The organism is Aeromonas piscicola, assembly GCF_000820005.1.
In the GTDB taxonomy this organism is placed as follows: Bacteria; Pseudomonadota; Gammaproteobacteria; order Enterobacterales; family Aeromonadaceae; genus Aeromonas; species Aeromonas piscicola.
In genome coordinates this window covers 1-23,530 of sequence record NZ_CDBL01000037.1, presented here as the reverse complement: position 1 = coordinate 23,530, position 23,530 = coordinate 1, and the positions used below count along the sequence as shown (strand labels likewise).

At 60.0% G+C, this 23,530-nt stretch carries 19 protein-coding genes; 12 read left to right on the top strand and 7 right to left on the bottom strand.

Annotated elements, in window-relative coordinates; translation table 11 throughout:
* Positions 1–7: 7 nt before the first annotated feature.
* Both BN1128_RS07885 and BN1128_RS07880 read left to right on the top strand, forming a co-directional pair.
* Positions 8–1,117, top strand: coding sequence for an anhydro-N-acetylmuramic acid kinase (locus BN1128_RS07885; protein ID WP_042867436.1), 1,110 nt, complete (start codon positions 8–10; stop codon positions 1,115–1,117).
* Positions 1,118–1,943: 826 nt separating this feature from the next.
* On the top strand, positions 1,944–3,209 hold the full coding sequence (locus tag BN1128_RS07880; RefSeq protein WP_042867435.1) for a RidA family protein: 1,266 nt from the start codon (positions 1,944–1,946) through the stop codon (positions 3,207–3,209).
* 54 nt (positions 3,210–3,263) lie between these two features.
* Here the strand turns inward: BN1128_RS07880 and BN1128_RS07875 are convergent, their stop codons facing one another.
* Positions 3,264–4,085: a hypothetical protein gene (locus BN1128_RS07875; protein ID WP_042867434.1), complete on the bottom strand. Its 822-nt coding sequence runs from the start codon at positions 4,083–4,085 to the stop codon at positions 3,264–3,266.
* Between the two features lie 348 nt (positions 4,086–4,433).
* Complete coding sequence (tkt, locus tag BN1128_RS07870; protein WP_042867433.1) at positions 4,434–6,425, bottom strand: transketolase; 1,992 nt, start codon at positions 6,423–6,425, stop codon at positions 4,434–4,436.
* A gap of 342 nt (positions 6,426–6,767) precedes the next feature.
* Between tkt and metK the strand changes: the two genes are divergently transcribed.
* The 5 genes from metK to gshB all read left to right on the top strand — a co-directional run bounded on the left by metK (position 6,768) and on the right by gshB (position 11,144).
* A complete protein-coding gene (gene metK, locus BN1128_RS07865) occupies positions 6,768–7,919 on the top strand; it encodes a methionine adenosyltransferase (RefSeq protein ID WP_042867432.1) in 1,152 nt (383 codons plus the stop codon).
* Between the two features lie 68 nt (positions 7,920–7,987).
* Entirely contained in the window at positions 7,988–8,521 is a 534-nt protein-coding gene (locus BN1128_RS07860; protein ID WP_042867431.1) for a SprT family zinc-dependent metalloprotease, read from the top strand.
* A 72-nt stretch (positions 8,522–8,593) separates the two neighbouring features.
* The gene (locus BN1128_RS07855) at positions 8,594–9,277 is read left to right on the top strand and encodes an endonuclease (RefSeq protein ID WP_042867430.1); all 684 of its coding nucleotides are present in this window, start codon (positions 8,594–8,596) and stop codon (positions 9,275–9,277) included.
* Between the two features lie 130 nt (positions 9,278–9,407).
* A complete protein-coding gene (gene rsmE, locus BN1128_RS07850) occupies positions 9,408–10,139 on the top strand; it encodes a 16S rRNA (uracil(1498)-N(3))-methyltransferase (RefSeq protein WP_005316949.1) in 732 nt (243 codons plus the stop codon).
* A gap of 51 nt (positions 10,140–10,190) precedes the next feature.
* Positions 10,191–11,144 (top strand): glutathione synthase, encoded by a 954-nt coding sequence (gene gshB, locus BN1128_RS07845; protein ID WP_042867429.1) that lies wholly within the window; start codon positions 10,191–10,193, stop codon positions 11,142–11,144.
* A gap of 80 nt (positions 11,145–11,224) precedes the next feature.
* Here the strand turns inward: gshB and BN1128_RS07840 are convergent, their stop codons facing one another.
* Positions 11,225–12,850 (bottom strand): methyl-accepting chemotaxis protein, encoded by a 1,626-nt coding sequence (locus BN1128_RS07840; protein WP_042867428.1) that lies wholly within the window; start codon positions 12,848–12,850, stop codon positions 11,225–11,227.
* A gap of 117 nt (positions 12,851–12,967) precedes the next feature.
* Between BN1128_RS07840 and BN1128_RS07835 the strand changes: the two genes are divergently transcribed.
* Positions 12,968–13,522, top strand: coding sequence for a YqgE/AlgH family protein (locus BN1128_RS07835; RefSeq protein ID WP_042037546.1), 555 nt, complete (start codon positions 12,968–12,970; stop codon positions 13,520–13,522).
* 46 nt (positions 13,523–13,568) lie between these two features.
* On the top strand, positions 13,569–13,991 hold the full coding sequence (gene ruvX, locus BN1128_RS07830) for a Holliday junction resolvase RuvX (protein WP_042867427.1): 423 nt from the start codon (positions 13,569–13,571) through the stop codon (positions 13,989–13,991).
* A 48-nt stretch (positions 13,992–14,039) separates the two neighbouring features.
* On the opposite strand, the gene dtpB is transcribed toward ruvX, so the two are convergent.
* From dtpB to ampC, 4 genes are all read right to left on the bottom strand, one after another.
* Positions 14,040–15,542 (bottom strand): dipeptide/tripeptide permease DtpB, encoded by a 1,503-nt coding sequence (dtpB, locus tag BN1128_RS07825; RefSeq protein WP_042867426.1) that lies wholly within the window; start codon positions 15,540–15,542, stop codon positions 14,040–14,042.
* Positions 15,543–15,973: 431 nt separating this feature from the next.
* The gene (gene yidZ / locus BN1128_RS07820; protein WP_042867425.1) at positions 15,974–16,945 is read right to left on the bottom strand and encodes an HTH-type transcriptional regulator YidZ; all 972 of its coding nucleotides are present in this window, start codon (positions 16,943–16,945) and stop codon (positions 15,974–15,976) included.
* An 18-nt stretch (positions 16,946–16,963) separates the two neighbouring features.
* The gene (locus tag BN1128_RS07815; protein WP_042867424.1) at positions 16,964–18,136 is read right to left on the bottom strand and encodes an MFS transporter; all 1,173 of its coding nucleotides are present in this window, start codon (positions 18,134–18,136) and stop codon (positions 16,964–16,966) included.
* Positions 18,137–18,437: 301 nt separating this feature from the next.
* The gene (ampC, locus tag BN1128_RS07810; RefSeq protein WP_082030384.1) at positions 18,438–19,586 is read right to left on the bottom strand and encodes an FOX/MOX family class C beta-lactamase; all 1,149 of its coding nucleotides are present in this window, start codon (positions 19,584–19,586) and stop codon (positions 18,438–18,440) included.
* 224 nt (positions 19,587–19,810) lie between these two features.
* On the opposite strand from ampC, the gene BN1128_RS07805 reads away from it, so the two are divergent.
* From BN1128_RS07805 to BN1128_RS07795, 3 genes are all read left to right on the top strand, one after another.
* Positions 19,811–20,731, top strand: a complete 921-nt coding sequence (locus BN1128_RS07805) for an AAA family ATPase (RefSeq protein ID WP_042867422.1) — start codon at positions 19,811–19,813, stop codon at positions 20,729–20,731.
* Between the two features lie 14 nt (positions 20,732–20,745).
* Positions 20,746–21,735, top strand: a complete 990-nt coding sequence (locus BN1128_RS07800; protein WP_209428550.1) for a DUF58 domain-containing protein — start codon at positions 20,746–20,748, stop codon at positions 21,733–21,735.
* Positions 21,722–23,530 (top strand): transglutaminase TgpA family protein (locus BN1128_RS07795; RefSeq protein ID WP_042867420.1); only part of this gene is annotated, 1,809 nt, incomplete at its 3' end. The genes BN1128_RS07800 and BN1128_RS07795, both read left to right, overlap by 14 nt.

The following is a 23,530-nucleotide window of genomic DNA, read 5'->3' as shown; positions in this document are numbered from 1 at the left end:
GTGGGGAATGAAAGAGCGCTATATCGGATTGATGTCCGGCACCAGCATGGATGGGATCGACGCCGTGCTGGTGATGATCGACGGGGATGAACTGCGGGTCGAAGCGGCCCTCTGTCACCCCTGGCCTGCCGACATGGCTTATGCACTCCATGCCCTCTGTACGCCCGGCGACAACGAGATAGACAGGCTGGGGGTCGCCGACAGGCAAGTGGCGCAGGAGTTTGCCACCGCCACTCAGGCCCTGCTCGCCAAGGCGGGCCTTACCCCTGCCGCTATTCGCGCCATCGGCAGCCATGGCCAGACCATTCGCCACCGCCCCCAGCTTAGGTTTACCCTGCAGATCGGCAACGCCGCTCTGCTGGCGGCGCTGACCGGCATCGACGTCATCGCCGACTTTCGCACCATGGACATGGCGCTCGGTGGTCAGGGGGCCCCGCTGGTGCCCGCCTTCCATCAGGCGCTGTTTGCCAAGCCCGGCGCCCTGCGGGTGGTGCTGAACCTCGGCGGCATCGCCAATATCTCGGTACTGCCGGGCAACGCGGGCGGGGTGTATGGCTTTGATACCGGCCCCGCCAACACCCTGCTCGATGGCTGGTATCGCCGTCATCAGCCAGACGGCTGCAACTACGATGCAGGTGGCCAATGGGCCGCCAGCGGCCGGCTGATCCCGACGCTGCTGGAAAAGCTGCTGGCTCACCCCTACTTCGCCGCCCCGTGGCCCAAGAGCACGGGGCGGGAGATGTTTACCCTGGATTGGCTCGATGGCGAGCTGGCGGGCAGTGCATACGCCCCTGTGGATGTGCAGCGCACCCTGCAGGCGCTCACTTGCCACAGCATAGCCCGCCAGTTGCCTGCACTGGACGAGGCGCAAAGCCGGCCCGAGCTGTATGTCTGCGGCGGTGGCGCCCATAACGCCCCCCTGCTGAGCGAACTGGCCAGCCTGCTGCCCACATGGCGCATCGCCAGCACCTTTGATCTGGGGCTAGCCCCCGACTGGGTGGAAGGTGCCGCCTTTGCCTGGCTGGCGCAGCGCTTCATCCACCGCAAGCCAGGTAACCTGCCCGCCGTCACGGGTGCCAGTCGCCTGGCCGTGCTGGGCGCCCTCTATCCTGCCTGATCGATAACCGGGATCAGGACCTTCGTATCAAGCATATCTGGGCAAGGAGGGCAATCTGCCCTCCCGTCTACACGGTCGCCAGTCGCCCGGCCCTCTACCCAACCTGATAAGTGACACTGGCTGCCCGACCTGCGTCACCCTAGTGGGCAAGCCAGTATTTGGCCCCAGCATCTCACCCCACCATCACGACCCGCCAACAGGACGACTGCACCCTTATGGCATATTTATCTCTCTATTTGGCGCGATAAATATCATCAGGATCAGCGCACAAGCGGCTATTCAAGTGCAATAAAAAATATCGCCTATGCAATATATTGAATTATATTCCAGCCACATCTTTATTAGTCTTTGCATGACCTTGGACTAGCATATTTTTAGCGGACTGGATAGATGCCAAAAACGATTTAAAATACATATCTATGCACAATAAAATCAGTTAACCGCAAGAGGACGCATATTTTTAACGCCTCATTCACAGCACTGCCCCCTCCCCCGCAAGGGTAAGAACCCAGTCCACACAGGCTCGCCCGCGATATCGGACCTGTTTGATCCACCCAAGAATCGTATTCACCCTGAATTGAATAGCAAAATAGCTATATTTCCAAGCGTTGAGCCATCTCATAGAAACGCAATCACCGGTTTGCATCCCACGATGACCACTCATAGAATCGCCTCGTCTGAAATAATCAACCCTGTCCCTTCCTCTATTATCCTATTCAGCTATTGAGTGGATTAAACATAATAACCGGGGATGCACCCGCTGGCGCACTTGGATGGGACGAACCTGTACCTGAGTTAACAACGAATACTAAAAAGAGGAATATCTATGAGTGGCACCATCATCAAGGCTGCAAGAAATACCACCAATGCCCCCCAGGATCTGGGCCCCTACACCCAGACGGTGGCCTTCTCTCATTACAACAATATTTCTGCCCAGTTACCGGTCGATCCCAAGACTGGCAAGATGGTGAGTGGCGACGTCAAGGTACAGGCCAGACAGTGCCTGAATAACCTCAAGGCGATCATTGAGAGCATCGGCCACGTGATGGACGATATGGTCAAAGCCACCATCTTCCTGAAAGACATGGCGGATCTGGAGGCGGTCGACGCCGTCTATCGCGAATTCTTCCCAAGCTATCTGCCGACCCGTACCACACTCGCTGTGGCCGCCCTGCCGCTGGATGCCCAGGTGCAGATCGACGCCATCATCTCCAATGGCGAAGGCACCTTCCCGCAAGCTCCCTGCGCCTTGGTGAAGCTGGCCCGCAACAGCGACAAGGCACCGCACAACCCGCTCTCGACCCATACCGTGGCCTTCTCCCACTACAACAATATCGGCGCGCAACTGCCGGTCGATGCCGCCTCGGGCCAGCTGATCGCCGGTGGCATCAAGGAGCAGGCGGGTCAGTGCCTGCGCAACATCAAAACGGTGCTGGAGAGCATCGATGTGCCATTTGACGACATCGTCAAAGTGAATATCTACCTGACCAGCCTCGCCGATCTGGAGGCCGTCAACGAGGTCTACACCACCTTCTTCCCGGACTCCGCCATTGCCCGCGCCGTCGCCTATCTGCCGGCCCGCTCGGTGATCCGCGCAACTGCCCTGCCGCTGGGTGCCCAGGTGCAGATGGATGCGGTCATCTCCCACGGTGACGGCACACCGCCGCAGCTGGTAGAAGACAGACACAACCTGGTGATCAGCGCCCGCAATACTGACAAGGCACCACGCAGCCCACTCCATTGCCAGACGGTCGCCTTCTCCCACTACAACCATCTGACCGCGCAGCTGCCGATCGACTCCACTACTGGCAAGATCCTGGCTGGCTGCATCAAAGAGCAGACCGCCCAGTGCCTCAGTAATATCAAAGCCATCGTCGAGAGCATCGACCATGTGATGGACGATATCGTCAAGGTCAATATTCAAGTGAAGAACATCGCGGATCTGGATGCGGTCAACGCCATCTACACCAAATACTTCCCGAGCTATCTGCCGGCCCGTACCGTTATCGGCGTCAGCGAGCTGCCCGCCGGAGCCCTGGTGCAGATGGATGCCGTGCTCTCCAATGCGGAAAGTACCCCGCCTCTGGTTTAAGGCATTGCTCTAGCAATAAAAAGACACCGGCTTAGGCCGGTGTCTTTTATCGCGCTATCTAAAGAGTGGGTCGTTGGATTGACTCTTGTTACGCCTAGACATTCTCATTTTTTTAATCACGTAGCCCATGAGACCAATGCAGCCAAAAAAGAAGAACATCCCTCCGACTATGAACCCGGTGAGTAATACCGCATTGAATTTCGCAGGGTCATCCATAGCTGTGACAGCATAAGCATGATCTTTTCCGAAACCAGCCTGCCCTAACAGTAACTCCTTGAATGATATAGATAGAATAAAAGTTCCAAACCCTATCATTGCAAGACCACCCAATATAGGACACAGCGATTTATATTTCCCTCCATGATACTTTTCGAGGGACTCGCTGATTAATACTAAGCTGCACGCTCCACCCATAATATAAAGAGCATTATCTGAAATAGGGGTTACATATATAAGCAGTTCTCGCATACCAGGTGTGTGATATGAAAATGCCTCAGCAAACCCATGAAACCTAGGGAATATATCTATTCCATTCCTCATCAAAACCGCTTCTAATATTTCAACAAGTGGTGCCCCCAGGAACATATAGAGTGCAACATTGAATATAATTTTTATTCCTATTGAATAAGCTTTCTCATTATCTCTCTTGTCATAGTGATCTATTATGAACAATGCAGCGACAATACAGAACAAAAAAGATGAGATGGCGATGATTAGTGTTGGAATGCCAGATATAAAAAAACCTCCTCTTTTCGCTGGAATATAGGTATATCCATTAGCCAGCTCGGCAACACCGTAGGCCACACAAACGAGCATTAAAAAAGCACATACTAGACGCACTCTAAGTGGTATGTGATTAGGCTTATACTGTGACATGCAAACTTCTTTCCCTTGAGCAGAACATGTTGTGTCTACTAAATGAACTATTTAAAAACACAGCCGGATATGACAACGCTCTTTTCAACGCTCACTCATCACTACAGCTTAAGTGTGAAAAGTTCCATTCAGCATTAGACTGCATCAGAGACAAGTAGACTCGTAAGAGCATTGTACGCATATGCGTCCATCTAATAAATGGTCTCTCTCACAACTACACTGTTTGGAGCCCGTTTTTCATAAAACCTTCTGCAACACTCTCAGGATCATAAAAAACGCCCCTTATCTTGCGATGGGGGGCGTCTTATCGTTCCGGCTATTGAGCCAAAGAGGCTCAATGGTCAGCTATTACAGGGACTCTGCGGTCGCAACCACATTTTCCACGGTAAAGCCAAATTCCTTGAACAGCAGCTCGGCCGGTGCGGACTCACCGAAGGTGGTCATACCGATGATCTTGCCGCCAAAGCCCACGTACTTGTACCAGTAGTCGGCGATACCCGCTTCGATGGCCACACGCTTGGTAACGGCAGCCGGCAGGACGGACTCTTTGTATTCGGCAGATTGTGCGTCGAACACATCGATACAAGGCAGGGAGACCACGCGCACGGCACGGCCCTTGGCAGTCAGCTGATCAAAGGCGGCCACGGCCAGCTCGACTTCGGAACCTGTGGCGATCAGGATGAGTTCCGGGGTACCGGCGCAATCCTTCAGCACATAACCACCCTTGGCGGTATCGGCCAGTTGCTGGCTGGTACGGTCCATCTGGGCCAGGTTCTGGCGGGAGAAGATCAGGGAAGTCGGGCCGTCGGTACGCTCGATGGCGTGCTTCCAGGCGATCGCGGATTCCACCTGGTCACACGGGCGCCAGGTGCTCATGTTCGGGGTCAGACGCAGGGAGGCGATCTGCTCAACCGGCTGGTGAGTCGGGCCATCTTCACCCAGACCGATGGAGTCGTGGGTGTAAACGAAGATGACGCGCTGCTTCATCAGGGCGGCCATGCGCAGGGCGTTGCGGGCGTACTCCATGAACATCATGAAGGTGGCGCCGTAGGGGATGAAACCACCGTGCAGGGCGATGCCGTTCATGATGGCGGACATGCCGAACTCGCGCACACCGTAGTGGATGTAGTTGCCTGCCGCGCTCTCGGGGTTGAGAGACTTGGAACCGGACCACATGGTCAGGTTGGACGGAGCCAGGTCAGCGGAACCACCCATGAACTCGGGTAGCAGCTTGCCGAAGGCTTCCAGAGAGTTCTGGGACGCTTTACGGGTCGCGATCTTGGCCGGGTTGGCTTGCAGGGTTTCGATGATCTTGGCAGATTCAGCGGCCCAGTTGGCCGGCAGCTCGCCTGCGGTACGGCGCTTGAATTCGGCAGCCAGCGCCGGGTAAGCGGCTTCATAGGCGGCAAACTTGGCAGCCCAGTCGGCTTCCAGCTTGGTACCCTTCTCCTGACCGTTCCACTCAGCGGCGATGTCTGACGGAATAACGAACGGCGCATGGTCCCACTTCAGGAAGGCACGAGCGGCGGCGATCTCGTCGTTGCCCAGCGGTGAGCCGTGGCAATCGTGAGAACCGGACTTGTTCGGTGAACCGTAGCCGATGATGGTGCGGCAGCAGATCAGGGTCGGCTTGCCGGTCTCGGCCTTGGCGGCTTCGATGGCGGCATTGATGGCTTCCGGGCTGTGACCGTCAACGGCGGCAATCACGTGCCAGCCGTAAGCTTCGAAGCGCTTGACGGTGTCGTCAGTGAACCAGCCTTCAACGTGACCGTCGATGGAGATGCCGTTGTCATCCCAGAACGCGATCAGTTTGCCCAGTTGCAGGGTACCTGCCAGGGAGCAAGCTTCGTGGGAGATGCCTTCCATCAGGCAGCCGTCGCCCATGAAGGCGTAGGTGTAGTGGTCAACGATGTCGTGACCCGGCTGGTTGAACTGCTCGGCCATGGCCTTCTCGGCGATCGCCATGCCCACGGCATTGGTGATGCCCTGACCCAGCGGACCCGTGGTGGTTTCCACGCCCGGCGCATAGCCGTACTCGGGGTGACCCGGGGTACGAGAGTGCAGTTGGCGGAAGTTTTTCAGGTCGTCGATGGAGAGGTCATAACCGGAGAGGTGCAGCAGGGAGTACAGCAGCATGGAGCCGTGGCCGTTAGACAGAATGAAACGGTCGCGGTCGGCCCACTTGGGGTTGTTCGGGTTATGCTTGAGGTGGCTGCGCCACAACACTTCGGCGATATCCGCCATTCCCATGGGGGCGCCCGGGTGACCGGAGTTGGCTTTTTGAACGGCATCCATACTCAATGCGCGAATGGCATTGGCAAGCTCTTTACGAGAAGGCATCTGTATCTCCTGCGATTGCTTCATTTGATGGCCAAGATTAAGGCGCGTTATTGTCCCAGCAGGGGGCGTGCGGTGCAAATATTATCTGGGCGAATAAAGTGGCTTTGGGAGCTCAATCGCTTTTCTGGCCGGGGCAAACGATTGAGTTGTAAACGGCTTGCACCCCAAATGGGGTAAAGCACGTATCTTGTTCGGCCAGCACGGGGCAAAACCAAAATAGTGCTGGCAATCGAGAAGGGCGCTAACTAAAATGGACGTCCAGATGTAGATACCTCTACAATCATCCTATCATCACCCGGTTATTGCTGTGGCGATAACCCCAGACAAGCTGAGAATCCCATCATGGCAAAGCTGTTTACTTCCGAGTCGGTCTCCGAAGGCCATCCCGACAAGATTGCGGACCAGATCTCCGATGCGGTACTGGACGCCATCCTCAAGCAAGATACCAAGGCCCGTGTTGCCTGCGAGACCCTGGTCAAGACCGGCATGGTCATGGTGGCCGGTGAAGTAACCACCTCTGCCTGGGTTGATATCGAAGAGATAGTGCGCAACACAGTGCGTGACATCGGCTACACCCACTCCGACATGGGCTTCGATGCCGACTCCTGCGCCGTGCTGAACGCCATCGGCAAGCAGTCCCCCGACATCAACCAGGGTGTTGACCGCAGCGATCCACTGGAGCAGGGCGCCGGTGACCAGGGCCTGATGTTCGGCTACGCCACCAACGAAACCGACGTGCTGATGCCCGCCCCCATCACCTACTCTCACCTGTTGGTGAAGCGTCAGGCCGAAGTGCGCAAGAACGGCACCCTGCCGTGGCTGCGTCCGGATGCCAAGAGCCAGCTGACCTTCGCCTACGACGACGCAGGCAAGATCCTGGGTGTGGATGCCGTGGTACTGTCTACCCAGCACAGCGAGTCCATCAGCCACAAGGATCTGGTGGAAGCGGTACGCGAAGAGATCATCAAGCCGGTGCTGCCGCAAGAGTGGATCACCAAGGACACCAAATACTTCATCAACCCGACCGGCCGTTTCGTTATCGGCGGCCCCATGGGTGACTGCGGTCTGACCGGTCGCAAGATCATCGTCGACACCTACGGCGGCATGGCCCGTCACGGTGGTGGCGCCTTCTCCGGCAAGGATCCGTCCAAGGTTGACCGCTCCGCCGCCTACGCAGCCCGCTACGTGGCCAAAAACATTGTCGCCGCCGGTCTGGCGGATCGCTGCGAGATCCAGATCTCCTACGCCATCGGCGTGGCCGAGCCGACCTCCATCAGCGTCGAGACCTTTGGCACCGCCAAGGTGGCCGAGGATCTGCTGGTCAAGCTGGTACGCGAACACTTCGAGCTGCGCCCGTACGGCCTGATCCAGATGCTGGATCTGAAGCGACCCATCTACCAGGCTACCGCTGCCTACGGTCACTTCGGTCGCGAAGAGTTCCCCTGGGAGCAGACCGACAAGGCCGAGCTGCTGCGCTCCGCCGCCGGCCTCTAAGCCACTCAGTTGTGATAAAAGGGGAGCCTGGCTCCCCTTTTGCTTGTCTGCCGACCGACGGAAATCCCATGTCTGCTACCCCAGCTCATCTCGAACAACTGCTGCATCAGCGGGTCGACGCCTGTTTCGTGCAGGCCGAGGCGCGCCTCGGCCGCACCTTTGCCCGCCCGCGTATCCACTGCAACATGCGCGGTCGAGCGGCAGGCTCGGCTCGGCTGCAGACCTGGGAGCTGCGCTTCAACCCTACCCTCTATCAGGCCAACCAGCAGGCGTTTCTGGACGAGGTGGTGCCCCATGAAGTGGCCCATCTGCTGGTCTATGCGCTCTGGGGCGAAGGGCGCGGCAAGGCACGGGTGCTACCCCACGGCCAGCAGTGGCAGTCGATGATGCGGGAGCTGTTCGGCCTTGAGCCAAGAACCACCCACAGCTTCGATCTGACGGTATTGGCACAGCGCACCGTGCCTTATCGCTGTCACTGCCAGCAGCATCAGCTGTCGGTGCGCCGCCACAACAAGGTGGTGCGCGGCGAGGCCCGCTACCACTGTCGCCGCTGCAAGCAGCCGCTGGAGCGGGAACTGCAGGAGCCTGTGCCTGCGGAGTAAGCCAGCCCGTGTCGCAACCCTGTGCTAGGGTGCCCCTCTCTTCATCCAACCATTTCATTGCCAAGGATCTTCATGTTTCGTCCCCTGTTTTCGTTCACCCTGGCCCTGCTGGTCAGCCTGCCCCTGCATGCCCAGACCTTTCGCACCGCCAAACAGGATCTGAATCGCCTCTATCAGGATCACCCCGTCACCTTCTACTGCGGCTGCAAGATTGAGTATCAGGGCAAGAAAATGAGCCCGGATCTCGCCAGCTGCGGTTATGAACCGCGCAAGCAGCCCAAACGAGCCGCCCGAATCGAGTGGGAACACGTGGTACCCGCCTGGGAATTTGGCCATCAACTGCAGTGCTGGCAGCAGGGTGGACGCAAAAACTGCAGCAAGAGCGATGAGTTCAACAAAATGGAGGGGGACATGCACAACCTCTTCCCCGCCATCGGCGAGGTAAATGGCGATCGGGCCAACTACCGTTTCTCCGACTGGAATGGCACCCCGGATCAGTACGGCCAGTGCCAGATGCTGGTGGACTTCAAGGAGCGCCGGGTGCAACCACCCAAGGGGCTGGTACGGGGCCAGATCGCCCGCGCCTACCTCTACATGAGCCAGCAACACGGGCTGCGCCTCGCCGCGCAACAACGTAAACTGTTTGAAGCCTGGGACAGGCAGTACCCGGCTGATAGCTGGGAGTGCGAGCGCAACCGCCGCATCGGCAAGCTGCAGGGCAATACCAATCCCTTCATTGAAAAGCAGTGCCGATAACCCCATTTGACTAAGGAGGGGGAGCACCCCCTCTCATCATGAACCCCTTCAACCTCTGTCGCGTGAGCCTTGCTCAGCGCCTCGCAGTAGGATATTGAAGGGTTTCCAAGCAAGAGACTGATAATCAGCCATGCGCATTCCACGTATCTATGAAGCGGCCACCCTGCAAGTTGGCCAGACCCTCGCCCTGTCGGAAGACGGTGCCAACCACATCGGCCGGGTACTGCGCATGCAGCCGGGCCAGCAGCTCGAACTGTTCAACGGCGACGGCAATCAATATGCCGCCACCATCACCCTGGTCGGCAAGAAATCGGTTGAAGTGACCATCGACAGCTGCGAGCAGCGCTCGGTGGAATCCCCCTTTGCCATCCATCTGGGTCAGGTGATCAGCCGGGGCGACAAGATGGACTTCACCATCCAGAAATCCGTCGAGCTGGGTGTCACCTGCATCACCCCGCTCTTCTCCGAGCGCTGCGGCGTCAAGCTGCCCGCCGACAGGCTGGAGAAGAAACGCGAGCAGTGGCAGAAGGTGGTGATCAGCGCCTGCGAGCAGTGCGGCCGCAATGTGGTGCCCGAAGTTCGCATGCCGATGGAGCTCGATGCCTGGCTGGCAGAAGAGACCCAAGAGCTCAAGCTCAACCTGCACCCGCGCGCCGAATACAGCATCAACACCCTGCCCGTTCCCGAGCATGGGGTACGACTGCTGATTGGCCCGGAAGGGGGCTTGTCCAGCGACGAGATCGCCCGTACCGTGCAGGAAGATTTCAAAGAGATGCTGCTGGGGCCGCGGGTGCTGCGCACCGAAACAGCCGCCCTGACCGCCATTACCGCGCTGCAGTGCCGCTTTGGCGATCTGGCCTGAAACAGGTTTTAAGAATCTCACTCGCAATCGAGCTACCAGAAGGATATTCGGATGACCATTAAACTCGGTATAGTGATGGACCCGATTTCGGCCATCAATATCAAGAAAGATTCCAGCTTTGCCATGCTCGAAGAGGCGCAAAAACGCGGCTATGAGCTCTTCTATCTGGAGATGTCGGATCTCTACATGGAAGCCGGTCGCGCCTTTGGCACCATGCGCCCGCTGACCGTCAAATATGATTATGCCGACTGGTACACGCTCGGCGAGGTAGTCGATCAGCCGCTCTCCAATCTGGATGTGATCCTGATGCGCAAGGATCCGCCGTTTGATACCGAATTTATCTACGCCACCTACATGCTGGAGCGTGCCGAGGATGAGGGCTGCCTCATCGTCAACAAGCCCCAGAGCCTGCGTGACGCCAACGAGAAGCTCTACACCGCCTGGTTTGCCGAACACACCCCGACCACGCTGGTGACACGTCGCTCTGACAAGCTGCGGGCCTTCCACGCCAAACACAAAGACGTGATCCTCAAACCACTGGACGGCATGGGCGGCGCCTCCATCTTCCGCATGAAGGAAGATGACGCCAACGTCGGTGTCATCATCGAAACCCTCACTGAACATGGCAGCCAGTACTGCATGGCGCAGACCTATCTGCCCGCCATCAAGGATGGCGACAAGCGGGTGCTGGTGGTGGACGGTGAACCGGTCCCCTACTGCCTGGCGCGCATTCCGGCGAAGGGGGAGACCCGTGGCAATCTGGCGGCCGGTGGCCGTGGCGAGGCGCGCCCCTTGAGCGACGCCGACTGGGCCATCGCCCGCGCGGTTGGCCCGACCCTGAAAGAGAAGGGGCTCATCTTCGTCGGCCTCGACATCATAGGCGATCGGCTGACCGAGATTAACGTCACCAGCCCGACCTGCATCCGCGAGATCGAGGCCGCCTTTGACGTCTCCATCACCGGCATGCTGATGGATGCCATCGAGCGTCGGCTGGCGAAAGCCTGAATCGCCACAGCCAAACGGCAATAAAAGAAGAGGCGGCCCCGGGGCCACCGCTTCTTTTTATCCATTTACCCCAATACCCTTTAGCAGCGGAACTGCCCTACCTTCACCTTGAGATCGCTCGACAGCTGCTCCAGCTCGTGACAACTCTGGTTCAACTCGGACGCGGCCCTGGTCGACTCGGTCGCTATGTGGGCAATGTTGACCACGTTGCGGGTGATCTCCTCGGCGACCTTGCTCTGCTCCTCAGCCGCCGTGGCGATATGGGTGTTCATCTCGTTGATCACATTGACTGAACTCACTATCTCGCCGAGGGCCTGACCACAGGCCAGCACGGTGCGATTGGACTCCTCAACCTGACTCAGCCCCAGTTCCATGCTGGAGGCCGCCTCGCTGGCACCTTGCTGCAACTTGACGATGGTCTTGCCGATCTCTTCGGTGGAGCGTTGCGTGCGCTGGGCCAGGGTGCGCACCTCATCGGCCACCACCGCAAAGCCGCGCCCCTGATCGCCGGCCCGCGCCGCTTCGATGGCCGCATTGAGCGCCAGCAGGTTAGTCTGCTCGGCAATGCCACGAATGGCATCCATCACGCTGCTGATGTTGCGGCTGTCATCCGCCAGCTGGGTGATCATGGCGGCCGTGTTCTGGATCTGGGCGGAGAGGCCGGACATACGCAAGATGGCATCTTCGACGATATGGTGGCCGTGACGGGCACTCTCGTCGGCATGGTGCGCCGCATCGGCGGCGCTGTTGGAACTGTTCGCCACCTCGGCCACAGTCGCACTCATCTGGTTCATGGCGGTTGCGGTCTGATCCGTTTCTGCCTGTTGCTCTGCGAAGCGCCCCCGGCTCTGCATGCCGATGTGGGCCAGATGGGCCGATGCTGTGGCAAGCTGCTCCGCCATGCCGTTGATCTGGGTGATGAGCTCACGAAAATGGCAGATCACCTCGTTGAGTGAATGAGCCAACCCACCCATCTCATCTTTGCGCAGCACGGGTACCAGCTTGCTCAAGTCGAGATCGGTCTGCATGCCGCGCAAGATCCCGCCCATGGCCGCCAACGGCTGGCTGACGCTGCGCCCCGCCCACACACCGAAGAACAGAATGCAGCCCCCCCCCACCACAAACATCAGGATAAAGAGCTGGAATAGTTGCTGCCGGAGATCATTGAGCTCGGCCATGTTCTTCTCGGCCTCCTGCAACTGGTATTCCACCAGGGCGCTGACCCCGTCACTGACCGGGTCGATCACCCGATAGAGTGGCATGATATGGGCGGCCAGCTGGCCCTGGTTGTCACCCTGCATGCTTGCCAGTATCTGTATCACGGACTCAATTTCCCGATCCGCCGCCGCGAACAGCGCCTGCATCTTGTCGGCCTCGCGCTGCTCGGCCTGACTCATCTCCTGACCGCGATACTCTCGCCAGATCCGGTTGATCTCCTGCTGGGCTGCACTCATGTCCGCACGCGATTTGGCAGGGTCAAAGCCCCCCACATTGGCCTTGTTGGCTGCGTCTATCACCTTGACCGCATAGAGATCGGCAATCTGCTTGAGCTCCTTGAGCTGTACTACCTCTCCCTGATACATGGCGTTCATTCCCGCCATCAACTGGGACATGGCCTGGGTTGCACCGACCAGCAAGGCCAACAGTGCCAACAAGGGCACAACACAGCCCAGGATCAACTTCTGTCTGATCGAAATACCTTCCATGGCTTTCTCTCCACTCGAAATATACTGATAGCCTAGACCCTGCTGGTAAAAAGCGGTTTTGCCCAACGAGGCGAGCTGCCATAATTGCTTCAAATACCTTTGCAATATTTGGCCCATATGCAAACACTGCAAAATCATTTCCTGCTCGCCATGCCGAGCCTCTCCGATCCCTATTTCGAGCGTTCGCTGGTCTACCTGTGCGAACACAACGAGGAGGGCGCCATGGGGCTGGTGGTCAACATCCCGGTGGACATGTCACTGGACGCCATGCTGACCCAGCTCAAGCTCGCCCCCCCGGCCAGCCCGGATCTCAAGCAGCCCGTGCTGCAAGGGGGACCGGTTCACGCCGATCGCGGTTTCGTGCTGCACAGCTTCCGCCCTGGGTTCAACTCCACCCTGCAGGTGGGGGATGAACTCATGGTCACCACTTCCAAGGACATACTGGAAACCCTGGGCACAGAGCAGGCCCCGGATCACTGGCTGGTGGCGCTCGGTTACGCCGGCTGGAGTGCGGGTCAACTGGAACAGGAGCTGGTGGACGGCGCCTGGCTGGTGATACCGCCCAACCCGGATCTGGTCTTCAAGACCCCGATCCATCAGCGCTGGCAGCAAGCGGCCGCCAGCATAGGGGTCAATCCCATTCATCTATCCAGCGACATCGGCCACAGCTGATGCCGTTTGCCACGCATTTTGCGATGCGATTTGAGGAAAATATTCAATGTCATCACGCAGCATCATGGGCTTTGACTACGGCACCAAGAGCATAGGGGTCGCTATCGGCCAGGAGCTCACCGGCACGGCCCAGCCCCTGCGCGCCATCAAGGCCAACGATGGAGTCCCCAACTGGGACGACGTCGAGAAGCTGCTCAAGGAGTGGCAACCGGATCTGCTGGTGGTCGGCCTGCCGCTCAACATGGATGGCACAGAGCAGGAGATCACAGTACGGGCCCGCAAGTTCGGCAACCGTCTGCACGGCCGCTTCGGCAAGCAGGTAGAGTTCAAGGATGAGCGGCTCACCACCACGGATGCCCGCGCCCGCCTGTTTGAACGGGGTGGTTACAAGGCGCTCGACAAGGGCAGCGTGGACGGGGTCTCCGCCCAGCTTATCGTCGAAGCCTGGATGGAAGAGCAGTACGGTTGACCGGCAAGGGGGAGGCAGCGAACGCCTGCCTCCCCCTCACCACCTGCGTCAGGCCTTGGCCTGTTGCGGAAGCACATCCTCTGCATCCGCCGGGCCGGCATTCATCATGCGGTTGAGCCAGGGCACCATCAGCGCCATCACCACGGCCACCAGCAGCGTCGCCAGTCCTATCTTGCCAAACACATCCGTATAGATGGGCAGCGTCAGCAGCGGGTCCGTCACCCCTTGCGGCACTGCGGTAAAGGTCGCGACATAGCCCCCCAGCAGGGATGCCATCGCCTGGGTCAGGAACCACATTCCCAGGATGAAGCCCATCAACCGCTGCGGCACCAGCGCCGCCACCATGGCCAGCCCCAGAGCGCTGATCATCAGCTCGCCCAGGCTCTGGAACAGATAGATAAGCACCATGAACCAGGGCGAGGTCAGCCCGCCGGCATCGGCAAACCAGATGCCCGCAGCCGCCGCAGTCAGGAAGCCAAGGGAGCAGAAGAACATGCCCAGGGTAAACTTGAGCGGCATGGTCAGATCCCGCCCCTGGCTGCCCATGCGGGTATAGATCATGGCCAGCACAGGGCTGCCCACCACCACCCAGAAGGGGTTCAAGGCCTGAAAGCTGATCGGATTGACGGTAAAGCCCAGCATCTCGTGGTGCATATTGTTGATGGCAAAGAAATTAAGCGAGGTCGGCATCTGGGCATAGAGCACATAGAACACCACGGCCTCCAGCATCAGCACGAAGGCCACGTACATCTTGTTGCGGTGGATGCGATCCAGCTTGAACGCCTCGCGGAAGAAGAAGATCACCACCACCAGGGTCACCGTCATCAGCACCATGTTGGCGATTACCACGTGGTGCATCAGCCAGGCGCAGAAGAAGACCAGCGCCACCGCTCCCAGCAAGACCAGCAGCAGCTTGCCGTAGTCGAGCGGCAGATGATCCGGCTCCGAGCCTATGTCCCTGACCATGTTGCGGCAGGCAAAGAAGGTCAGCAGCGCTATGATGAGGCCGACCCCGCACAGGTTGTAGGTCACCGTATAGCCGTAATGATCGGCAATGACCGGGGCCAGCGAGAGGGATATCAGGGAGCCTATGTTGATCGACATGTAGAACAGGGTGAAGGCCCCGTCCAGGCGGGGATCCCTTGGTCCATAGCACTTGGCGAGCAGGCTGGCCGGGTTGGCCTTGAACAGGCAGTTGCCCACGGCAATGGTGCCCAGGGCATAGAAGATGAGGTCGGGATTGTAGATCGACATGCCGGTCATGAAATATCCGATGACCAGCACTATGGCCCCCAATACCATGGTGCGCTTGGTGCCCAGAATATGGTCACCCACATAGCCGCCGACCGAGATCAGCCCATATACCAGCGCCGAGAAGGCACCGAAGGTAATAAACGACTGCTCCTGTGAAAAACCCAGTTGCTGAACAAAGAAAACCGCCAGAATGCCTTGTACGCCGTAATAGCCAAAGCGTTCCCAGAGTTCGACGAAGAAGATCATGAAAAACGGTTTTGGTTGCTGTAACAACCCGGTCGGGGCGGATGGACGCATACTAACCTACCTGTGTGTATGTTCTTTTATTCATGTCAAAGGGGCAGGATCCACGCATTGATGCACAGCCCTGCGCCTTCTCTCCCCTGGAGCAGGTTCCATATTCTGATGTGATGGCGCCGAGCACCCCACTCGCCAGCTCAGCCAGCAGGGCTGCCATCAGCAACCAACCAAGGTTAAAACCACACAATCAAGAATTGGCATGCTATATCACTATAAGTTAATGAACTTAATGGTCGATCACACTTTCAAGTTGATACTAATTGAAGTTTTATAATGAAAGCACATGAGTTCTTTTCGTGAAATAGCTTCACACGAGATGTGATATCAGCGTCAATCTGAGCATGGTATTGGCGAAAAATGGGGCAAAGGTTCGACCAATCAGAACGAGCTGCGCGCGAAAAAACCGGAGCATGTTGCTCCGGCTCTGGTTATCGACTTACCGGAGTCGACTCCTGGTGATAGAGGCGCCTTATTTCGTTGCGCAGCCACATCACTTTGGCATCCTGATTGTGGCGTTTGTGCCACAGCAGAATGAAGGCAATCTCCAACTGCACATAGAGCTTCTCTGGCAGCGGTAGCGGCATGGCAATCAGGTTGTCGTGATGCTTGGCCGCATAACCGCCGCAGTAGGAAGGGGCGACGGCAATCAGCTCGTGGCTGGACTGGGCGGCAATATGCAACGCCTGCTCGAAGCTGGAGACCATGATGGGCACATTTCGTTTCAGCCCCTCCTCCTCCAGCAGACTGTCGAGAGCCCAGCTGTCATTCGCCTCCCACACCATGCTGACCTGAGGAGATGCCAGAAAGTTCTCCAGCGACCACTTCTGCTCGAGCAAGGGGTGATCCTTGCGCAGAAAGACCACGGGGCGATCGGTGAACAGCACCTCATGGTCGATGTAGTAGGGCAACCGGTTGACCTTGGCCCGGGAGCGGGCATAGGTTTCCCTGGCACAAAATCCCAGATCCGCATCCCCGTTGACAATGTCATTGAGGGAATGGTGATCCCACCCCAACATCCTGACCACAGAGTTGGGGTACTTCTGGTAGATGGTCATGGGCAAATCGCTCAGGAAGCTGATGTAGAAAGGCGACTCCATTACCAGACTAAAGCGGGCACCATCGGGGATCGCCTCGCTGTTGAGCGAGGTGATGGTGTCAGTGAGCTGGAACCAGACCTTCAGCTCCTCCTCCAGGGTCAGGGAGAGGTTGGTGGGCTGCAACCCCTGCCGCACCCGTACAAACAGGGGGTCATCAAACCAGTCCCGCAGTTTGGCAAGGGATTTGCTCACCGCCGACGGGGTAACGCAGAGTTTTTTGGCAGCGCCTGCCACACTGCGCGCCTGCATCAGGTACTTGAAGACCACCAGCAGGTTCAAATCAAGCTCACCCAGATTGCGCATATCCCCTCTCATCTTTCGTTATCCCCGCGACCGCGCTTCACGTACCGCGAGCAATGGTAGCAGCCCTTTGACGGCCAGGTAACTGAGCAGTGCCAGCAACAGGGCGTAGATCAGCATCTCGGTCGGGGCAAAGCCAAGCTGGCCCAGCAGCCAGATATAGAGGCCGGAGATACTGATCTGCATGATGCAGAGCACGGCGCTGGCGAAGGCCACATTGTGCAGGCAACCATCAAGCGCCTCCCCCATCGCCACCCCGAAGCCGCAGGAGAACCCGACACAGACCAACGCAAATCCCGGCAGCAGCAAGTGAATATCGCCCCCCAGTTGCCAGCACCCGAGCAGAAAACACGCAGCCAGCAGATAAGCCAGATGGGATACGGCCAGCACCTTGTGCTTGCCAAGCCAGCGCAGCAGCAGCGGCGTCAGGAAGGAGGTGGACATGCTCACCCCGGCCATCACCATCATCACGATGGAGTACTGCTCGGTGGTGAAGCCAAACTCCTTCATCAGGATCAGCGGCGAGACGCTGACATAGACCAGAATGGCGGTCACGCTGGCACTGGTCAGCAGGGAGAGCAACATAAAGCGCGGCGAGCGCAGCAGGGCAAAAGACAGCGCCGCACCACTCCCCGGTTGCCGGGCCGGGCGGGTCTCTTTGAGCAGCAACAAGTTAACCAGACCGCTAACGGCCGCCACCAGCGCCATCGCAATGAAGATCCCGCGCCAGTCAAAATGCGACAGGATGAGGTAGCCGAGCACCGGCGCCAGCACCGGGATCACGCAGATGACCCCGTTAATCATCGAGAGCGCCATCGCCAGCCGCTCCTGACTCAGCACATCCCGCAGCACGGTAAAGGTCATGATATAGAGCGCCCCCGCCCCGACCCCCTGCCAGAAACGGCCGAGATAGAACTGGTTGATCCCCTCTGCATTGGCCGCCACCAGCGAGGCGATGACAAAGATGAGGGCGCCCCCGATCACCACCCAGCGCCGTCCGTAGCGATCCGCAATCATTCCCCCCAGCAGCACGGTGGCCGCCATACCGAACAGATAGATGGAGAAGGCGGTGTGGATCTGCGCCTCGCTCGCCTGCAGGGTGTCGGCAATCTGGGGCACCGCCACCAGATAGAGATCGATCCCGACCGGATAGAGGATGATCATCAGAAAACTGCACAACAGGAAAATACCCATGGATGCTCCATAACAGAGTGGCCCGCAAGCACCCGCCTGACGGCAGAAACAGGCGGCCAGCGTGGGCGGGGCCAAGGTGGTAACGAACATGACAACGAACAGGGTCGCAATGGGGGAACTATATGGGCGACCCCCTCCTGCACCTAGTGAAGAGATGGCGATCGATACATTCCAATTTGGACATTTTATTTTAAGTGCCGAGCTATTTGGGCATTAACGTGAACGATGGCCGGGCCAGGCAGCACCAAAAAGTACGCCGGGCAATCCCGGCGTACTCATCTCAATTAAAACAACCGCACTGTCACTCGGCCAGCTGGCTCAGGATGGCGTGAGCCGCCTTGATCCTGGCCTCGTTGGGATAGTTGCGGTTGGCCAGCATGACGATGCCTATTCCCTTGGCCGGCACGAACGCCACATAGGCGCCAAAGCCGCCGGTCGAGCCCGTCTTGTTATAGAGCCGCTGCTCGCCCATCGCTTTGGGCACCGCAAAGCGCGTGACCGGATTGGCCTGGAAGCTCACCGCTGGTGAGTTGCCCGCCAGCAATGTCTGCTCGGTGACGGGATAGGCGTAACTCTCCCAGCCCAGCCCCTGGGTCATGCCCCCCACCGAATGGAAGCCGGTGTGGGTCAGCGCAATCGCACTTGTTACCGCGGCATCTCCCTGATATCCCATGTTCGCCTCGACAAACTTCAGCAGATCTGCAGAGCCGGTCTTGATCCCATAAGCCTCGGCCGCCAGCACGCCCGGGCTGACCCTGACGGGCTTGTCTTCCTTCGAGTAACCGTAGGCATAATTCGCCATGGCCGACTCCGGCACCTGGATATAGGTGTGATGCAAGCCCAGCTTGGGCAGCAGGGTCTGGCTCATCAGTTGCTCAAATGGCTGGCCCAGGCTATTCGCGGCCAGATGACCAAACAGGCCTATGCTGGGATTGGAGTACTGGCGATGGGTACCCGCCGGGTAGGCTGGCGTCCACTGGCGATAGTAGGCATGCATCTTGTCGGTGGAATCCACCTCGTCGGGGAATTGCAACGGCAGACCGCCCGCACTGTAGGTGGCGAGTTCGGCCATGGTGATGCCGTCGAAGGCGGAGCCTTTCAGCCAGGGCGCATGCTGGCTCGCCTTGTCCTCCAGCTGAAAACCACCCTTGACCGCAGCATAGGCGCCAAGGGTCGCGGTCAGTGTCTTGCTGACCGAACCAATCTCGAACAGGGTCTGCTCGCTGACGCGAGCACCGCTCTCCCGATCTGCCACCCCGTAGTTGAAGTAGTACGCCTTGCCTTCTTTGAGCACGGCGACCGCCATGCCCGGAACCCTGTGCTCCTTTAGCAAAGGCTGGATGGCGCCATCCACCACGGCAGTCAGGGGCTCGGCTTCTTTTGCATGGGATAAGGGGGGGAGCAGCAGGGTACTCAGTGCAAGCAGTGACACGGCAGTGTTTTGTTTCATTGGATGAGTCTCGTGATGGATAAGGGCGCCGGCATGGTGGCAGGCGCGGTCAAGGTGTGAGGTCAGCATAACCGGCCAGCATGTGTCCACTGTGCGCCTGGGTGAAGTCTGTGTGAAGTTGCCCCCAAACATGGCCCGTCTCAAGGGTTTATCCCTGCGTTGCCCGCCTTCTCCCGCCGCTGACGTATAAGCTGTAGGGGCGAAAGGAGACAAGGGAGGCGCGGGTGAAGGGACAAGAGCACATAGCACGACTGCTGGCGGCGCTGGAGCAGGTGATCCTGGGCAAGCCGCTGCAACTCAAGATAGCCCTGGTGACCCTGCTGGCCCGTGGTCACTTGCTGATCGAGGATCTGCCCGGCATGGGCAAGACCACCCTGGCCCACGGGCTGGCACAGGTACTGGGGCTCGACTGTCGACGGGTGCAGTTCACCGCCGATTTGCTGCCCGCCGACCTGCTGGGGCTGCAGATCTTTGACCCCCACCAGCAGCAGTTTCGTTTTCATCCCGGCCCCGTCTTTACCCAGGTGCTGCTGGCGGACGAGATCAACCGTGCCAGCCCCAAGGTGCAGAGCGCCCTGCTGGAGGCCATGGCAGAGGGCAAGGTGAGCATAGAGGGCCACACCCACCTGCTCCCCTCCCCCTTCTTCGTCATCGCCACCCAGAATCCGGCGGATCAGGCGGGCACCTATCCGCTGCCGGAATCCCAGCTCGACCGCTTCGCCGTGCGGCTGTCGCTCGGCTTTCCACCACGGGAAGCGGAGCGTCAGCTGCTGCGCGGCAACCGCCAGAGCCAACCCCTGACCCCGCAGCTGCATGCCACCGAGCTTGCTGCCCTGCAGGCCGAAGGGGATGCCATCCATGTCTCCGATGCCACCCTCGACTACCTGCTGGCACTGGTGCAGCAGAGCCGTTTCGATGCCGAGCTGCCCCAGCCCCTCTCCCCCAGAGCAGCCCAGACCCTGCTGGCGGTGAGCCGGGCCTGGGCGCTGGTAGCGGGGCGCCGTTTCGTCACTGTGGAAGATGTGCAGGCCGTCTTCCCCTATGTGGCAGAGCACAGGCTCAGGGGCAGCTTCGGCGTGCAGCGCGGCGAGGCCTGCCCCCTTAGTCAGCGCCTGCTGGCCAGGGTCGATCCGGACAATCCTTGATGAAACGATCACTGATGGGCTGGCGCCAGTTGAGGGAGCGCTGGCAGCTACGCTGGCTGGCCCACCGTATCCCCCCCGCTCGCCAGATGGCACTGGGGCCGCGCAGCCTGTTTATCCTGCCTACCCGCATGGGGCTGCTCTATCTGCTGGTGATGATCGCCATCTATCTGCTCGGTACCAACTACCAGAACAATCTGGTGCTGCTGGTATCTTATTGCCTCGGCAGCCTCTTCATAGCCGCCATGTGGCTTACCCATCGCAACCTGCTGGGGCTGGAACTGCTGGGAGGTTCGACCGTGCTGGGGGAGGCGGGCTGCCAGCTGCCCATGCGGGTGACGGTACAGAGCCCGCGCCCGGTGCAGGCGCTGCACTTCAGTCTCAACGAGGGGTCGCTCTGGCTGGCGCAGGCCGGCTCGGCTCCCCAGTTCCTGACCCTGGCAGTGCCGGGCCTGCGACGGGGCCGTCTGCCACTGGGCCGTCTTCGGGTAGAGAGCCGCTACCCACTCGGTCTGTTTCGCTGCTGGTCGCTGCTGGATCTGCAGCTGGAGGCCTGGCTCTCCCCCAAGCCCCTGCATGGGCTGCTGCGAAGCGAGGATATGTCAGCTCAGCACGGCGCGCAGGGCCAGCAAGGCCCGGCCCCCCTCGGCGACTTTGACATGCTGCGGGCATACCAGAGTGGGGAGCCTTTCGGCCGGATCGCCTGGAAGCAGCTCGCCCAGGGGCGCGGCCTGCTGGTCAAGCAGTTCCACGAGCCGAGGCAGGATGACACGCACCTCAGCCTGGCGCGGGTAACGGGCACGGATCTGGAGCAGCGGCTGGCGGTGCTGGCCTGGTGGTGTACCGATTACGGCAGGCGGGGCATTCCCTTCACCCTGACCCTGGCGGGGCAGACGCTCGGCCCTGACTGTGGCCCCGCCTTTCTTCAGCGCTGCCAGCTGGCACTGGCCAGCGTCGACAACCCGCAGGCTCAGGCAGACGAGGCCAGCCCGTATGCTGCTCGATAACCGGCGCCTGCTGCCTCTCATCGCCCTGCAACAGCTGCTGCTGGTGCTGGCACTCTGGCCCCAGCTGCAGCTCTGGATCGCCGCCGTTGGCGCCCTCACCCTGAGCGTGCGGGCCATGATGCTGTGGCGGGGCTGGCGCACGCCGCCCGCTCGCGCACTGGCGCTGCTGGCCATCGCCGGGGCCCTGCTGCTGGCCTGGCAGTGGCGGGCACTGGGCACCTTGCCGGCCCTCACCAACCTGCTCTGGCTCGGCTACAGCCTGAAGATCATAGAGGTGCGGCGGGAGCGGGATATAGAGCAGGTACTGCTGCTCGCCTTCTTTCTCATCGCACTGGCGCTGGTGCAGCGCCAAAGCATGGGCTGGACCCTGGCGATGGCGGGCGCCCTCTGGCTGGCGGTGACGGCGCTGGTGACCGCCGTGGCTCCCGAACAGAAACAGCCGTGGCGCAGCGCGGGGGGCTCGCTGCTGCTGGCCCTGCCCCTGCTGCTGACCCTGTTTCTAGTGCTCCCAAGGCTGCCGCCGCTCTGGCAGATGCCGACCACCAGCCGCGCCCTCTCGGGTCTTTCGGAAGAGGTGGCCCCCGGCGACATCAGCGAGCTGGTCAACTCTTCCGAGCTGGCCTTTCGTGTCACCTTTGCCGACGGCCCGCCCCCCGCCAATGAGCGCTATTTTCCCGTGATGCGCCAGGAGCTGTTTGATGGCCGGCGCTGGCGGCTGAGCGCCGGGATCCGGCAGTGGCAACAAGCCCAACCCATGCAGACGGCCCCCCTTCAGGCCAGTGCAGGGGCTCTGCCTGGCGCCAGCTACGAGGTGATTGCCGAACCCCAGCGCCACCGCTGGACCCTGGCCCTGCCCAGGCCCAGGGTGGTGAGCGGCCCGGTGCAAGTCAGCCCGCTTACCACCCTCTATCGCCGGGACCGGGGGGATCAAAGGATCAGCTACCGGGTCACCAGCGAGCCAACAGCGCCCAAGGCCGACCTCGCCGCCCGGCGGCTCAACCTGCAACTGCCCCTGGCCGGCAACCCCAGGGCCCGCGCCCATGCCCTCGCGTTGGCAGCCCGTTATCCCGACCGGGCAGCGCTGGCCTCGGCCCTGCTCGATGAGTTTCGGCGCGAACCCTTTTACTACACACTGCAACCGCCGCTGCTGGGACCGGATGGGGTGGATGACTTCCTGTTCAACAGTCGGCGCGGCTTCTGCGGCCACTACGCCATGGCCACCGCCTTCGTGCTGCGGGCGGCCGGCATTCCGGCGCGGCTGGTGACCGGTTATCTCGGCGGTGAGTGGAACCCCAGGGGCAACTACCTCGAGGTGCATCAGTTCGATGCCCATGCCTGGGTAGAATACCTGAATGAGCAGGACGACTGGCAGCGGCTGGACCCCACGGCGGCGGTGGCACCGCAACGGATAGAGGGGGACATGACGGCGGCCCTGAGCGACGAGTTCACCGCCGCCGATCCCCTCTCACTGCAGCACTATCGCAACTGGGCCCTGCTCAACCAGTTGCGCTGGTGGGGCGCCAATCTCGACTACCAGTGGACCCGGCGGGTGCTCAACTACGATGCAGCCCTGTTGTGGCAACAGGTGGGAGCGCGCTGGCCTGTGCTGGCCAGCCACACCGCCTGGCTGATCCTGGCCTGCCTGCTGGGGGTGGCCACCCTGGTGGGTACGCTGCTGTTGTGGCCGGGGCGGGCGCCGCCGCAACAACGGCTGTGGCGCCCCCTGCGCCAACCCGCCGAGGGGGAGAGTCTGGCCAGCTGGTGCGCGCGACTCGGCTCCCTTGTCCCTCTGCTG